The sequence below is a fragment of the Fictibacillus sp. BK138 genome, assembly GCF_004216955.1.
Classification (GTDB): Bacteria; Bacillota; Bacilli; order Bacillales; family Fictibacillaceae; genus Fictibacillus.
Map to the genome: position 1 here is coordinate 1876693 of NZ_SGXL01000001.1, position 16557 is coordinate 1893249.

Below are 16557 nucleotides of genomic sequence, written 5' to 3' on the forward strand. Positions count from 1 at the left end.
ATATTTTTAGTCTTTTTCTATTTGATGATCATTATAACTGATCCAGTCACTCCAGCTGCCCGCATATAATATAGGCATCTTTAATCCTGCTTCACTCATTGCCAATACATTCACACATGCCGTTACACCAGATCCGCAATAAACAACTGGCGTCTTACTTTTATCGACTAATAGATCTTTATATATATACTGCAGCTCTTCTTTATCTTTCCACCATCCTGGTTTATTAAAATGAATCTCCCACGGGACATTTATCGCTGTTGGTATATGTCCTGCGACCCCATCAATCGGTTCGATAATCCCTTTAAAACGCTTAGGCTCTCTTGCATCAATAAGCTGCTTATCTTTTTGCTGAACAGCTGTAACCACTTCATCACGTGTAATTATCATATTCTCATTTATATCAATCTCAATTTTTGAAGACTTTTTATCAGGCACTTTACTTGAGACAGCATACCCTTTTTCTTTATAGTGTGTGTAACCGCCCTGCAAAACATAAACTTGTTTCATGCCGGCATATTTCATAAGCCACCAAAATCTCGCTGCCATTGTCCCGGATTGATCGTCGTAAGCTACTATTATTTTTTCTTTGTCTACTCCACAACTGCTTAAAAATTGTGATAGTATGTTTACGGAAGGTAACGGATGACGTCCGCCATGAGTTGTAATGGAGCCAGATAAATGTTTATCTAAGTCAGCATAAAATGCTCCTTCGATATGATCTTTTTCGTACACCTTATAACCCATTTCAGGGTCAGCCAATGAAAAACGGCAATCGAAAATAACAGTATTTTCATCCTTTATTTTACTGTCCACCCATTCGGGACTTACTAAATTGGACATAAGATAACCACCTTTTTATGAAGTATTTTCGTTAATTTATCTTCATCTAGGGAAACCTGTAACTATTAGAACAGATAGAAAGAAGTGACTTGCAAAATGATACATAGTATACCAAATGCTTCTATTGTAATCTTTGGAGCGACAGGTGACCTCGCTCACCGAAAACTCTTCCCTGCTCTTTATCAATTGTACCAAAAGGGTCATATGAAAGAGAACTTTTCTGTTGTAGGTGTATCCAGAAAAGAGTATTCACATGAGCAATTTCAGCAGGAAGTGTTCGAAGCTGTTAACGAACACACGCCAGGAACTGAGATTGAAAAGCTAAAGAAATTTGCTTCTCATTTCTACTACTTAAAGATGGATGTTACAAGTGAACCGAGCTATCATGAGCTTGAAGAACTGCTGAATGTTCTAGACAGAGATTATCAGACAAACGGGAACCGTCTCTATTATTTAGCGATGGCACCGCGTTTCTTCGGTACCATACCTACATTCTTAAAATCTGAAGGAATCACAAATACAGAAGGCTGGCAAAGAATCGTCATTGAAAAACCGTTCGGTCATGACCTTCCTTCTGCTACTAAGCTGAATGAAGAAATTCAGCAAAGTTTTAATGAAGATGATATCTATCGAATTGATCACTATCTCGGTAAAGAGATGGTACAGAACATACAAGTGATCCGATTTGGAAATGCGATCTTTGAATCGATCTGGAACAATAAATATATTGATTCTGTACAGATTACTTCAAGTGAGACACTAGGGGTCGAGGACAGAGCTGCGTATTATGAAAAATCAGGAGCTCTGTTAGATATGGTACAAAATCATATGCTTCAAATGGTTATGATGGTCGCTATGGAACCGCCTGGTGAACTAAAGCCTGAGCATATCCGTGATGAAAAAGTAAAAGTACTTCGTTCATTGCGTTTCTTTAACGAAGAAGAAGTAAGAAAGAACGTTATTCGCGGTCAATATACAGATGGGACGATAAAAGGGGAATCAGTTCCGGCTTACTTAGAGGAAGAAAATGTAGATCCCGATTCAAAAACTGAAACTTTTGTTGCCGCAAAACTGTTCATAGACAATTTCAGATGGACAGGCGTTCCGTTTTATATTCGAACTGGTAAGCGCATGGCTGTTAAATCAACAGAGATTGTTATCCAGTTTAAACAAGGTCCTATGGCTCTCTATCACGCTAATACTGAAAAATATCAGCCTAACTTGCTAAGAATTCATATTCAGCCTGATGAAGGTGTCAGTCTCACACTTAATGCTAAACCAAAAGGAGACACATCTGATTTATTGCCGATCGATATGACATATAACAATAAATCAGCTACAGACATGAACTCTCCTGAGGCCTATGAAAAGCTTTTGCATGATTGTTTACTGGGAAATTCAACATACTTTACACGCTGGGATGAAGTTGCGTTAAGCTGGGAGTTCATTGACCGTATTACTAAAACTTGGAACGGTGCCGGTGCTCCAATTACGTATTACGATTCTGGCAGTATGGGCCCTGTAGAAGCAGAACAATTATTAAACGCAGACGGCCATTCATGGTGGGAACCAACTAAAGTTAGAGAGGAATGTTAAACATATGAAAGTTTATGACGTTTCATTACCGATTTATGAAGGTATGCCCGTATATAAAAACAAACCTGAAAAACAGCCTTCTTTTGACACTTCACAAAACGGCCATGTTACCGAAACTAGAATAGCCATGGATGTTCATACAGGAACACATGTTGATGCTCCCCTTCACATGGTGCCTGGCGGTGATACGATCGAAACTCTGCCGTTAGAAAAACTAGTACGAAAAGCAAAAGTAATCGACCTTACGAATGCTGAAGATTCAATAAAAGCGGAAGATCTTGCTGGTAAAGATATTCAAAAAGATGATTTTGTACTTTTCAAGACGAAAAACTCGTGGGATACGGAATTTAACTTTGAATTTATTTTTGTAAACCATGAAGCTGCCAAAACACTTGCTGAGATTGGAGTATCTGGTGTGGGCATCGATGCTCTCGGAGTCGAGCGGGCGCAAGAAAATCACCCTACTCACAAACAGTTGTTTCAAAATGATGTGATCATTATTGAAGGTCTGCAGTTGAAAGATGTTCCAGAAGGAGAATATCTGATGGTTGCTGCACCATTAAAGATCAGGGGTCTAGATGCCTCCCCTGCACGTGTTGTACTCATAGAAGAATAAACCCAAAAAAACAGCGGCTTTTGTCCGCTGTTTTTGATTGCCTATTTTACGCATACACGAAAATCTGGCGAGGTGCCTGGACACACTCTTTCATGGAGAATACTCATGTTATTCCTCATCTTATCGGGGCTGAACGAGCCACTTCCACTTTCAATGGACTAAGCCTTTTCTTTCATTTTACTCTACTGCTGGCTCTAAACTCTTTGCAGGCTTTGCTTCTTTGCTGCCTTCATCTCCGCCGCCTTTTTCTTTTTCAGGTTTTATCGCAAAAAAAGCAGCTATTGCAGCTAGAATACTTACACCTGCGGACGTATAGAAAACGATTTCGTGTGAAGATTTCATCAGAACTGCATAGATGGGAGGACCTAAAGCTACTCCCACGAATCGCATTGAACTGTAAATAGAGGTTATTGTTCCTCTGGCTTCTTTATCAATTCCCTCTGTAATCAAAGCGTCTAAACAAGGCAATGCTGCTCCAATTCCAATCCCAGCAATGAATAATGCACCTAATAAAAAATATACGTTCTCAAAAAAAGTAATTAAAAAGGCAGATCCTCCAAGAAGAACCATGGATATGAACGTGCACCATTTCATAACTATCTTATTTTGTTTAATTTTTTTACCTGCGATATATGAGCAAATGGATAGAGCCAATAGAGGAACAGCCAGCACTAGACCTTTCATGACACCTTTTATGCCGTATTTTTCTTCCAAGATCGTTGAAAGGTAAAATAAAATTCCGAAAAGCACAAACATAATGACCCCACCGATAAAAAAAATAGCCATGAGCCATTTGCCTTCATTATGAAAGATTTCTTTAACATTTTTTAAAAACTCTTTAAAAGGCTGTTTTTCTTGTTCTTTCTTTGGGACTTTAACTAAAAATAATACCAATAAAATAGAAATAACACAGAATACGGGAATGAGCCAAAAAGGCAAAAACCAAATAATTGTGGCTAGAAAAGCGCCGAGGATCGGGCTTAAAACCTTCCCTATCGTATTGGACGTTTCAATCAAGCCTAGACCAGAGCTTACCTGTTCCTCTTCTTTGAACATATCTCCAACTAGAGGCATTACTACTGGTGCTGCACCCGAAGAACCCACCCCCTGAAGGAACCTCCCTACAAGAATAAGCATGAACGCATTATCAGCCTGCCAGGCGGCCCATCCTGAGATTAATCCACCGATCCCTGCGATAAACAGACTCGGGATAATTACTTTTTTACGCCCATATCGATCAGAAAGGTACCCCGCGATGGGTATTAAAAGAATGGCTACAATTGAATAGACTGTGATGATCATTGAAACCTGAAATGAGGAAATCTTTAGTTCTTTTCCGATCTCAGGCAAAACAGGTATAAGCATCGAATTTCCAAGTGTCATTACAAGAGGAATTGATGCGAGTGCGAGCAGGTCCCATTTTTTCTTAGCTTCCATAATATCCTCCACAACCGTACTATTACCTCTTTAGTATTGTAAAAAGTACTGAAACCATACAAGAAAATCCACCCATTGACTGCAGAAACAAATTAAAGCTACACTTATTGAAAAGTGATTTTAAACAAAAATTCTTAGAAATCGCATGTGGAAGACGAAAGGAAGTAATAATTAATGGAACATTTTCTAAACAGCCGTGCTAAATCCATTCAAATATCAGGTATTCGCAAGTTCTTTAATGAGGTGGCGAAATATCCAGACGCTATATCCCTCACTCTTGGCCAGCCTGATTTTCCTACTCCACTGCATGTCAAGGAAGCAGCTATAAAAGCCATACATAACAATCAAACCGTGTATTCACATAACGCTGGTTATGAAGAATTAAGAAAAGCTGCGGTTTCATTTGTTCATGAAAAATATGATCTAAACTATAACCATCAAGATGAAGTTATTGTTACTGCGGGAGCAAGTGAAGCGATCGATATTTCTTTGAGAGCCATTTTGTCCGAAGGCGACGAAGTGTTACTGCCAGCACCAGTTTATCCGGGATATGAACCCGTAATTACACTTTGCGGAGCGAAAGCTATATATATGGATACTACAGAAACAGGTTTTAAAGTAACACCAGACCTTATTAAGGAAGCTATTACTTCTAAAACCAAAGCCATTATTCTTCCGTTCCCATCCAACCCAACTGGAGTAACACTTGAAGATCGTGAACTAGACGAACTGGCTCAATACTTATGTAACCAAAATATCTTTGTCATTTCTGACGAAATCTACAGTGAACTTAGATATAACGGAAAACACCAGTCTATAGCCTCTTTTAATGGGATGCGCGAAAAAACCTTTGTTATAAATGGTCTTTCTAAATCACATAGCATGACAGGCTGGAGAATCGGGCTTTTATTCGCCCCTTCTGAAATCCTACAGCATGTTTTAAAGGTTCATCAGTACAATGTTACTTGTGCATCAACGATTTCACAGGCTGCTGCAATAGAAGCACTGACTAAGGGCAAAGATGATGCAGCTCCTATGAGAAATGAATATAAAAAAAGATTGGAATACTGTTCTACGCGTTTGGAGCAGATGGGACTGGCTTTCGAAAAACCTAATGGCGCCTTTTACCTTTTCATACCTGTTAAGCAATTTGGTTTACCTTCTTATCAATTTGCTTTAAATCTCCTTAAACAACAAGGTATAGCTGTCGTACCGGGTGATGCCTTTTCTTCCCTTGGAGAGGGTTATATCAGAATCTCTTACGCTGCATCTATAGAGCAGCTGGAAAAAGGTATGAACGGTCTAGAAAATTTTATAAAAACTATTTCTTAAACTGCCCTAAATTGGGCAGTTTTTTCGAATAGTTTACATAACCATATTACGGTTAAATTTAGGTTCGTGTATAAGAACTCAAATTAGAAAAACACTACAAATACTTTATTAAAAGGATGACGTTTCCGTGAATTTAAAAGCATTATTAAACCACCTGCACATTGCATGCCATACAGACCAAGATCCAATAATCACCGGTATTACTTCTCATTCAAAAAAAGTAGAGCCGGGTTATTTGTTCTTTGCGATTTCAGGTGTGCAGGCGGACGGACATCAATACATACAAGAAGCATTTGAGAATGGTGCTGCAGCTGTAGTTGGTGAATATCGCGAAACATCAGCCTCTGGACTCTACTTTTACGCAGAAGACACGAAACGTCTGTTAAGTATTGCTGCTTCTTATTTCTATGATGAGCCCTATAAAAAGCATAAGATGACAGGGATTACTGGGACTAATGGAAAAACAACGACTTCCTTTCTTTTGCAGCATATCCTCCTATCACATGATATATCAACCGCATTGTTCGGCACTGTCCATCATTATATTAATTCTAAAATTGTCAAAAGCTCTCACACTACCCCTGACCCTGTTACGTTGCAGAAAATGTTGAGTGAAAGTAATGACGAAGCAGTTGTGATGGAAGTAAGTTCACATGGCCTTGAACAAAATAGGATTGAGGGAATCACATATGATCAAGCTATCTTCTTAAACCTTACTCATGATCACTTGGACTATCATGGTACGATGGAATCTTATTATCAGTGCAAAGCAAAACTTTTTTCATATTTAAAACCAAAAGGCACAGCTATAATTTGCAGTGAAGGAAGCTATGGAAGACGTTTAATTCAGGAATTGTCTTCAACGAACACATTACAGGTTTGGACTTATGGAAAAAGAAAAACTGACAACTTTTATATTGAAGATGTAGGGAAAAATTATTTTAATCTTGTTCATGAAACTCTTCATGTCACAGTCCCTCTTCCCTTGCCTGGTGAATATAACGCGTTAAATACTACTGCCGCTATCGCTGCTGCACTTGATTACGGTGTACCAATAAAGGATTCGATCAACCATCTTAAGAACTTTCAAGGCATCCCTGGCAGGTTTGAGGAACTTACTCTTAATAATGGAACTGAAGTCATCATCGATTACGCACATACTCCTGACGGCGTTTCTCAAGTGTTAGAAGCTGCCAGAAAAAAAGCGGGCAGCCGCCCGTTCTATCACGTTTTTGGGTTTAGAGGAAATCGGGATGTGACGAAAAGATCGGAAATGATAAGCATCTCTTTAGAATATAGCGATCAAACCGTCTTAACAGTAGATGATTTAGATGGAGTTCCAAGTGAGCAGCTTATTCAAGAAACAAAAGAAGCCCTACCTGCCGGACCGCACACTCCAACAATAATTTCTGACAGAACGGAAGCTATTTTTTATGCATTAAGGGAAGCTCCTCCAAAAAGTGTGGTCATTATAACGGGAAAAGGACCTGAGAGCTACAAAGAAAAATATCAATATCCTTCAGATTCCGATTTATCTACAGTCAAACTTTTTCAATCATTGAATAAAGCAGCGTTATAAAACGAAAAAAACAGCACATGCTTGAGCAGCGGTGCTGTTTTTTTGTTAAGATTCTTTTGAGATTGTTGTTGCTTTCGAATGTTTTTTGTAAGCCTCTCTGACAAGTTGATTGGAGCGTGCCAGCTACATGAGTTTTCCTCTCGTAAGGCATGCGACGAGGAAGCTAGCTTCGACAGGAATATCTTGTAGACGCAGAAGCAACCTCTTTCAAGAGCAAGAAAGTTTGCAATAACTCTTTTTATTAATGTGCAATCTTATTTAGACAATTTTTTAATTCAATGATGCGTGCTTCTAAATCCCCTGGTTTTTTTAATTCGTTAAAATAACCAGTGATCTGATCTAAGAAATCTTCTTTTGAATGAAGTTCTGCTTTCGCGATAACTGATGTGTAATGCTGTTCAAGTGCTTTTTCAGCATCTGCAATCCATTGCTCCACTTCTGTTTCTACTTGTTTAGCCAAATCATTCTTTAGATCGTTAGAACCGCCTTGCTCGAAAAATTGTTTAGCATTTTTAAAATAAGATAACCATTCTTTATTATCTCTTCCTGCACTCTCATTGAATTTAGAAGAAAGTGAAGGTGTAAAATACAATTCTGTATTCTCTGAGGGAACCTTTAAGCTAATCTGAATTTCCTCAGCTTTTTCTATCATTTTCTTTTCTTTGTCATTTATATTTTTTTGTATCCATTTATCTAAGCGCAGTGAACTTGCTCTGAATTCCTGGTGAAGATCATGTGCTAACTTATCATATAATTCTGAGATACATGCATTAAGCTCAGCTTTAGAAGATCTGACAGCAGCTGGATGAATGGTTTCTTTATAAAAATCATGATAACGAATCAAAACCCTCTGTTTAACGTAGAATAAAAGCTCTTTCTGCTCTTGGTCAAATTGCTTTTTAACTAAGAAAATATTCTTCGAGCAATACTCCACCAACGAATTTTCTCTTCGTTGAACTGCATTTAAGTATTCATCTTCTTGCTTCAGTCTCAGCTCTGTTTCAGAGAGCATGTTGTGAACGACATTTCTTGCATGAATCTGAGAAGCTAGAGCACTATTAATCATCGCCTGTTCAAGATCATTCTCTACATAATGGAACAAACTTTCAGTAAATAAGCCAAAACCGCTCTCACGGTGCCCTGGCTGGGAAAGTTCATTTTTACTGGATACCGAAAATAATCTTGGATTGCGGATTCCAAACGTCTGAAGGTTTCCTTTCACATGATTAACGACATCCATTTTATCTTCTTCGCTGTTTGCAAGATCGGAAGCATTAATGGCGAAAAACATTTTATCGGAAGCAAATGTGTCTTTAATTCTACCTAACTGTATTAAAAACTCTCTGTCTGCATAGGAGAACGCATGATTAAAATAAGTCAGATAGATAATGATATCCGCTTGTTTCATATATTCGAATGCGACTTCTGTATGACGTGAATGTATGGAGTTTGCTCCAGGTGTATCTACGAGTACAAGACCTTTTTCGGTTAGCGGACAGCTGTAATATATGGTAATTTTTCTTACATAGCAAGCTTTAGATTCAACCGCTGCAAAGTTTCTGATTTCCGACATATCAGCTTTAATTTGTGTGCCTAACTGTCCCTTTGAATCTTGATATCCTTCCAAAAAGGCTCCTACATGCTTGTTATCTTTGAATTCTTCTCTAGAAGCTTCTTGTAAAAGACTTAAATCACTATAATTCGCTTGAAGAAGCGTATTGATTTCATTTAAAACTTCCAGCTCTGATTTCATTTCAATTGTTACGGTGCCGTGCTCATTACCTTCATCTGGTTTTCGAATTTCATTTATGGCAGCTGTTGTTGGATTTGGTGATGAAGGAAGAATCGCTTCTCCAAATAAGGCATTGGCGAAGGAAGATTTCCCTGCAGAAAATGCTCCAAATAATACAGTTGAGAAGGACCGCTTCTTTAGCCTGTCAGCAAGCTGATCCATCTCATCAGCTATGTTTGAAAACCCGGATAATGGCTTCAGCAGAGCTGCTGTCTTATATAAATTTGCAGTCTCATCTTGAATTGTGCTGGATCTTTCATTTTCTTTCTTTTGTACTTCAGAATGAATTTGTTCAGCTTTCACAATATTGTCTTCTGATTTTTTATTAAATTTACTCTTAAACTCTGCAACAGATATCTCATTGTATTGAGATTTGAATTTTTCCTCGTACTCTTTTACTGGAAATACAAATGAATCTTCAGACCTAACAATACTAACTAATTCTTTCTTTTTTTCAACCCAAATAACAGCTTCCTCTTTTTCCTTTTCAAGAGCTGCTATTTCTTGATTCATTCTTTCTGCTTTTTTTTGATATAGCGCAAAAACTTTATTATTCTTTTCTTTTATTTGGGAAATAGCAAAAGAGATAAAATCACTCATCTGCTGCCTGGCTTTCTTTTTAACTTCCCCAGCAATGCTATCACAATAATTGATCAAGCCTTGTCCTTGTGAAGACAAACCTGATTGCACATGGGAATATAACGTTTCATCTTTTAGCCTTATCGTTTCCCATTGGGGAAAATCTGTTTGAAACTCCTTCTGCAAGCTATTTAGATAATTTTGTGCATGCCAGTTAATATGTGCATCAATCGACTCTTGAAGTTTTTCTTGAAAAGCATTTTTCCTTTGATTTCGTTCATGCTCTGTTTTTTGTTTTGAAAAAAACAAACCTACTTTAAAATCTTTTTTTGCACCTTCAATAAACAACCCTGCTTTTTCCCTAGTTTCATAAGGCATTAATTGAGCAGACTCTATAATTTTCACAAACTGATCACGAATGTTTTCTTCTTTTTCCTTATTAGTCTGTTCAGTATCGCTTATTAATGAATGGTGTTTTTCTTTTTCGTTATACAAAAGTGCCAGCTTTTCGTCAATCGCATCTAAATTTAGTTTGTTATTTTCATTTTGCTCCACAAACTCTGTTACAAAATAACGAAGCTGGCGGTTTGTTTCTTCGAGGAGTAAATGGTCTTTATTTATTTCTATTTTTTTGATATAAGCTACTAAAGCTGATAAATCGTTAGAAGGAAGTTCAGGGGACCTGACACTTGTAAAAAAGATTTGTTCCTTATTGATTCCATATGCTTTAAAAGCTTCAAACACGTTCTCTTTAAAAGAATGAAAAGAAAGTTCTTCTTCCTGATGTTTGTCAATCTGATTAATAATTAACCGTATCGATTTGCCCTTTTCATTCAACGATTTAATAAATTCAATATTTGTCTCTGAGAGGATATGGTTATAATCCATAACATAAAAAATAACATCCGCTAAATGTATGACGTTCTCAGTCGCTTTTTTATGAGCAGGATCTGTAGAATCAATTCCAGGAGTATCATAAAATGCAATGTTTGCAGCATTGTTTTCCTCTGAATCGTAAAAGAGCTCGATAGCATCTACGAGTTCTGCGTCCTTGCATAGAGTCTTGATTTCTTCTACGTTATAAGGATGATTGAACGTAACTACTTCTTTATTTTTCAGATGAACAACCGCCTTAGGTTCACCTTGTTTCATTTTTACGATATTCGCGCTTGTAGGTATAGGACTTGCAGGTAAAATTCCCGTATTTGATAAAGCATTGATCAAACTGGATTTTCCAGCAGAGAAGTGACCGCAGAATGCGATAGCATACTCTTCTTCAGCTACTTTAAGAAATAGTTCACTAATCTGTTCTGCTCTTTCAAGTTCCTTTATCTCATCAAACTTTTCATATAAAGCGATCAAACGCTGTTTTTCCGAATATAACAATTCTTTTTCAGTTGATTTCATCGTATCCACCTGTCTTTGGTTCATGTATCACTATTCACTTTACCATATATATGATAACGATTTCACCATTGTTTATCATTCTGAATACGTGAAAACAGATTTCTTCCATTAATTTCTTACTTCGAATTAAAAAAATAGGCCATAAATATCTCATCTTCAAATTTCCCGTCAATAATCGCCTGGTTCTTTTGTCTGCCCTCAATAATGAAACCAGATTTTTCATATACCAATACCGCTTTCTCATTTCCTGAAAAAACAGTAAGCCATAATTTATGTAAGTTGTTAGTACGTCCCCATCTTAACGTATAATTCATAACTTGTTTGCCAATCCCCAACCCTTGGGAATCTGGATGGATCCACGTCCTGAATATGCCGGTATGTTTTTTCATCTCGAGTTCACCTTTTAAAACTCGTGCGATTCCCACCACTTTCCCCTTGCGTTCAACAGCTGTGTACATGTTTCCTTTTAGCCTTGTTTCATGAATAAAATTTCTTTCTTCTTCTAAAGAGCGTGGTTCTTCTTTTTGAAGATATCTTCCTGCTTTAACAATCGTTTCAACATGCTTTATTATATCTTGTGCATCTTTTTCATCTACTGGACGCAGTATAATTGTTTCACCGTTTTTTGCACCAAAAGAAAAAATTTCCCCGCTCTGCATACACTATTTCCTCCCTTGTCAATATTTTCTTATTATGTCTTTTTCATATGTTGTCATTCATTACGTAAAATAGTGGTGCTGTAACTGAATTTCATTAGCATCAATCGTTAATAACCCATAGGAGAACTCCTTTTGTCTCCTTTTATCGGTAGGTGAACCCGGATTGAATAGTATGATCCTATCACGCTTCTCCATAAAAGGGATGTGTGAATGACCGAAAACGATAAGGTCTGGTTCTTCGTCAATACATAATTGAAAAGCTCTATCAGGTGTCGTCCTTCCCTTTCCGAGATGGCCATGGACGATTGCGATATTCAAATGCTCTGCCTGTAGCACTTCTTTTTCTGGGAGTTGTTCAGCCCATTCATCTTTTTCGACGTTCCCTTTCACGCCATAAACTGGAGCATAGAGAGTTAGCTCCTCATACACGGACTTTTCAGACCAGTCTCCAGCGTGAATGATATAATCCACACCTTCCTTTAAAACACTTATGATTTGATCAGGGAGCACTCTACCTTTTTGGGGCATATGAGTATCAGATAAAATCAATATCTTTTTCACTGCAGATATCCTCCAAAATAAAAAAAGCAAAGGGACATTGACTGCACCCCTTGCTTTTTTCTTTTTATTTATCCTCTGTTTTTAAAATCTTCACGCACACGCTTTTGAGAACGATAAGACTGATCACGTCCACCGCTTCGGCTTCCGCCTTCACGAGATCCGCTTCTATCCCCTTTTGAGAAGCCGGAACGACGGTCTCTTCCGCCTCCACCTTCTCTTTTGCCTCCAGAAGAACGTCTGCGGTCAGAGAAACGGTTGTTTGGACGGCGCTTTTTCACTGATAAAGGCGGCTCATCTGTTAAGTTAACTGGAGTTGTATCAGGTTCTTTTGTTAAGAGTTTTAAAGCAGCTGCTAAAAGCGTTACAGAATCATTTTCTTCCAATAATTCTACAGCCGTTTGCTTATAACCGCTAAAGTTATCTTCTTCAACAACTTCCATTAACTTTTCAAGTGTAATCTGCTGCTGTCCTTCCATTGCTTCAGATACTGAAGGAATCGAACGTTTTACCATTTTACGCTTTGTGATTTTTTCAATCGTATACAAGTGATCGATTTCACGCGGAGTAATAAACGTTAATGCATAACCGGTTTTTCCTGCACGTCCAGTACGTCCAATACGGTGAACGTAGCTTTCAGGATCTTGAGGAATGTCAAAGTTATAAACATGTGATACTCCTGAGATATCAAGACCACGTGCTGCTACATCCGTTGCAACAAGCACCTCGATTGTATTGTTTTTAAATGCACGCAATACTTTATCACGTTTAGCCTGTGGAAGATCACCATGGATCCCTTCTGCGGAATATCCACGTTTGCTGAGAGCTTCAGATAATTCATCAACACGGCGCTTTGTACGTCCAAAAACGATTGCAAGTTCAGGCGAGTGAATATCCATAAAGCGGCAAAGAGCATCAAATTTTTGACGTTCTTTTACTTCAACATATTCTTGTTCAATGTTCTTAACAGTCATTTCAGAAGCTTTTACTTTAATAAGTAAAACATCCTTCATGAACTTTGCTGCAAGATTTTGAATCTGTTTAGGCATTGTTGCAGAGAAAAGCATTGTATGGCGTTCTGTCGGAACGTTTTCCAAGATCTTTTCGATATCTTCAACAAACCCCATGTTAAGCATTTCATCAGCTTCATCCAATACAACTGTATGAACATTTTCTAGTTTTAATGTTTTTCTGTTGATATGGTCTTGAACACGACCAGGAGTTCCTACTACGATATGAGGACCATTTTTTAACGCTTTAATCTGACGAACGATGGATTGTCCACCGTAGATCGGCAATGTTTTAATTCCTTTGAATTGTCCGATTTTATTTAATTCTTCAGCTACTTGGACAGCTAATTCTCTAGTCGGTGCTAGAACGATTCCTTGTACGAATCTTGATCTTGTGTCCATTTTTTCGATTAGCGGTATACCAAACGCTGCTGTTTTACCAGTACCTGTTTGTGCTTGTCCAATTAAGTCAGTCCCCTTTAAAGCAGTAGGGATTGTATCACGCTGAATCGGTGTTGCTTCCTCAAATCCCATGTTATTAATGGATTGAAGCAACTCGGGACTAAGTCCCAATTCATTAAATGTTGTCAATGTTCTATCTCCTTTTCTTGACGAAAAAGGTTTATACGATAACCTCGTGGACCTGACATAAGAATAATCTCTTTAAGGTGTCAGCCAAATCGATTTCAAAATACATCATGTTTTGCACATAAAATAGCATTTCCGCGAGTGTAAATGACTGGAAATGCTTGGCCATGTGAATATGCGTAAAAATTAAAAGTTAATAGTTACAAGGCTATCCGTAATTCAAACTTGTTCCGTCCATATATATTCCGTTGTTAAACTTATCATGTAACCATAATAAATGCAACTCTTTCCATCACAAGAAGCACTTAAATATTTTAGTGAACAGTATTTAAATGGCTTGAGTTTACGTTATTTTAACCAAAGCAGTACTAGTTAAAACATGAAAATGAACGCTCAAAAAAAATGTTTATTTTTTAATCAGAATATTTTTTTGAAACCATCACACGCTAATCTTATGACTTCGTGCGAAAGAAGGGCTTTTATGAGCAGTAGCTGGGTTTCAGTCATCCCATTTTTAGTTGTCATACCGATTGCGATAAAAACAAAACAAGTGCTGCCGGGCTTGATCGCAGGACTTTTAACGGGATCTTATCTCCTTAAACCTACGTTTGTAGGAGGACTTGAGAAAATGGTCCAGTTTCTTGTAAAAGGACTAATTGACCCAAAGAACATAAAGATTTTAGTTTTTCTGTATGCTTTTTCAGGATTGATCTCAATGATTAAGCTTTCTGGCGGGATTAGGGGCTTTGTTGAAGAAGCATCCAGCAGGATTCAAACAAAGAAAGGTGCTCTTTTTCTAACGTACGCTTCTACCATCGGTACTTTTGCGGCACCTAGTTTCCGATTTGTAACGATCGCTCCTATTATGAGGGCATTGCTAAAAAAGGTGAAGATGTCAACACAAGAACTCGGATTTGTTATTGAAACAACAGCCACACCGATTATCGTTCTTATACCAATCGCTACAGCTTTCGTCGGCTATATGACGTCTATCGTAGATATCTCACTAAAAAACGAAAACCTAAGCGGAGATCCATATACGTTATTTATTCAAAGTATCCCATTTAATTTCTTTTCATTCGTAATGATAATTGTTGGCATTTATTTAAGTTTCTTTCACCATTCAAAATCCACGGAAGAGAGTGATCCAGATCACGTCGGAGAACAAGAGGACGATGATTGGCATAATTGTGATCCAGCAGTCGGAAAAGATCTTCCTAACAAGCCTTGGAATTTAATAATTCCATTAATCTTAATCGTTTCTCTGACCCTCCTCCTTACATGGTGGGACGGTTATAAAAAATCTGGAGGCTTCATAAAGGCATTCATTTCAGCAGATGTAATGGATGCTATGCTGATTGCACTATTGTTTACCTCGATCTTTACATTTCTCTTCTTAAGAATACAGCATATGAAAACAGGCGATCTACTAAATGGGTTCATATTCGGAGGGAATGAACTCATGAGCGTCATTGTTTTACTGGCTGTAGTATGGGGGCTTTCTTCTGTAACGGAAGAGCTCGGTTTTTCTGCATTTGTAACAAAATATGCGGGCTGGATACCTGCATCTGTTATTGTTCCGTTATTGTTCTTATTTGGCTGTGCGGTGTCTTATTTTATAGGTTCAGCCTGGGGCACTTGGGGAATTTTAATGCCTCTTGGGGTTTCAATGGCTGGAGTAGCTGGCGTATCTTTGCCACTCGTGATTGGAGCCGTTTTTGCGAGTGGTACCTTTGGGGCTTTTGCTTCTCCATTAAGCGATGATACGAACACGATTGCACGCATCTTAAATTTATCAGTTATAAAATATGCACGCTACAAGCTGAAACCTGCACTTATTGCTGCTGGTATCACCGCGGTACTATATGGGGTTACAGTCTTGTTCTTTTGAACCTCCTGAGTCAGGAGGTTCGTATTCTTTCTTGATCCCTGACAGTTTGGATAACGTCTTTATAACGTTCTCTTGACCACGAGTTATAAGAAGGATGTGGCACTCCTTTAATTATATTCAGCTTATCCTTCATTGCTAATTGATTCACATACCTTTCCGCGAATTTTCCGCAGGGCACGATAATCGAATCATCCTCTATTGTTTTTATCAATCGGTCTCGAAAATCTTGGATAAGCAATTTATTAAACAGCTTCTTATCTTCATCTCTAAATTGACTCGCTGAACTTTTACGGATAGCTTCTGCAATTTGCAGTTCCCCTTTAAATCTTTGAACAAATCCCCTATCAGGATAAGCCGATTCTTGAAGCGGAAAAGGACAAACGTTGACAATCCCGTAAAAAATCTGTCTTTTATCTTTAGCAAGCTGTTTTAGATGTTTCCCCATAGGAAGTATATCTTCCTGTAAAAAAAGTTCCTTAGCCATTGATCTTCCTGAGAGTCCGGCAAGAGGGACGCCTGCTTTCAGCTCTTCTTTATGAGGAGATTCCAGGATAAAGATCATTTTTGGATCTTGAACAATATCGGGAACACTGTAACTGGCTTTTGCTTTTTCAAAGAACTCTTTTATACTTAACATGGCTATACTCCTTTCTTATTTAAACAAAAATCC

The 16557-nt window shown here is 37.9% G+C and carries 12 protein-coding genes; 5 read left to right on the plus strand and 7 right to left on the minus strand.

Annotation, left to right across the window (positions count from 1 at the left end):
- Window positions 1-6 precede the first annotated feature (6 nt).
- Complete coding sequence (locus tag EV282_RS09270) at window positions 7-843, minus strand: sulfurtransferase (RefSeq protein ID WP_130295566.1); 837 nt, start codon at window positions 841-843, stop codon at window positions 7-9.
- A 96-nt stretch (window positions 844-939) separates the two neighbouring features.
- Here EV282_RS09270 and zwf point away from each other — a divergent pair, with 96 nt between their 5' ends.
- A complete protein-coding gene (zwf, locus tag EV282_RS09275; protein WP_130295567.1) occupies window positions 940-2439 on the plus strand; it encodes a glucose-6-phosphate dehydrogenase in 1500 nt (499 codons plus the stop codon).
- Between the two features lie 4 nt (window positions 2440-2443).
- Window positions 2444-3055, plus strand: a complete 612-nt coding sequence (locus EV282_RS09280; RefSeq protein WP_130295568.1) for a cyclase family protein — start codon at window positions 2444-2446, stop codon at window positions 3053-3055.
- A 177-nt stretch (window positions 3056-3232) separates the two neighbouring features.
- Here the strand turns inward: EV282_RS09280 and EV282_RS09285 are convergent, their stop codons facing one another.
- Window positions 3233-4492, minus strand: a complete 1260-nt coding sequence (locus EV282_RS09285; RefSeq protein ID WP_130295569.1) for an MFS transporter — start codon at window positions 4490-4492, stop codon at window positions 3233-3235.
- A 174-nt stretch (window positions 4493-4666) separates the two neighbouring features.
- On the opposite strand from EV282_RS09285, the gene EV282_RS09290 reads away from it, so the two are divergent.
- Both EV282_RS09290 and EV282_RS09295 read left to right on the plus strand, forming a co-directional pair.
- Entirely contained in the window at window positions 4667-5824 is a 1158-nt protein-coding gene (locus tag EV282_RS09290) for an aminotransferase A (RefSeq protein WP_130295570.1), read from the plus strand.
- Window positions 5825-5951: 127 nt separating this feature from the next.
- Window positions 5952-7403, plus strand: a complete 1452-nt coding sequence (locus tag EV282_RS09295) for a UDP-N-acetylmuramoyl-L-alanyl-D-glutamate--2,6-diaminopimelate ligase (protein WP_130295571.1) — start codon at window positions 5952-5954, stop codon at window positions 7401-7403.
- A gap of 241 nt (window positions 7404-7644) precedes the next feature.
- Here EV282_RS09295 and EV282_RS09300 read toward each other — a convergent pair whose 3' ends face one another.
- The 4 genes from EV282_RS09300 to EV282_RS09315 all read right to left on the minus strand — a co-directional run bounded on the left by EV282_RS09300 (window position 7645) and on the right by EV282_RS09315 (window position 13999).
- On the minus strand, window positions 7645-11181 hold the full coding sequence (locus tag EV282_RS09300; RefSeq protein WP_165389408.1) for a dynamin family protein: 3537 nt from the start codon (window positions 11179-11181) through the stop codon (window positions 7645-7647).
- A gap of 116 nt (window positions 11182-11297) precedes the next feature.
- Window positions 11298-11840: a GNAT family N-acetyltransferase gene (locus EV282_RS09305; RefSeq protein WP_130295573.1), complete on the minus strand. Its 543-nt coding sequence runs from the start codon at window positions 11838-11840 to the stop codon at window positions 11298-11300.
- Between the two features lie 60 nt (window positions 11841-11900).
- Entirely contained in the window at window positions 11901-12401 is a 501-nt protein-coding gene (locus tag EV282_RS09310) for a metallophosphoesterase family protein (protein WP_130295574.1), read from the minus strand.
- Between the two features lie 68 nt (window positions 12402-12469).
- On the minus strand, window positions 12470-13999 hold the full coding sequence (locus EV282_RS09315) for a DEAD/DEAH box helicase (RefSeq protein ID WP_130295575.1): 1530 nt from the start codon (window positions 13997-13999) through the stop codon (window positions 12470-12472).
- 478 nt (window positions 14000-14477) lie between these two features.
- Here EV282_RS09315 and EV282_RS09320 point away from each other — a divergent pair, with 478 nt between their 5' ends.
- On the plus strand, window positions 14478-15887 hold the full coding sequence (locus tag EV282_RS09320) for a Na+/H+ antiporter NhaC family protein (RefSeq protein WP_130295576.1): 1410 nt from the start codon (window positions 14478-14480) through the stop codon (window positions 15885-15887).
- 10 nt (window positions 15888-15897) lie between these two features.
- Here the strand turns inward: EV282_RS09320 and EV282_RS09325 are convergent, their stop codons facing one another.
- Window positions 15898-16524, minus strand: a complete 627-nt coding sequence (locus EV282_RS09325) for a uracil-DNA glycosylase family protein (protein WP_130295577.1) — start codon at window positions 16522-16524, stop codon at window positions 15898-15900.
- Between the last annotated feature and the right edge of the window lie 33 nt (window positions 16525-16557).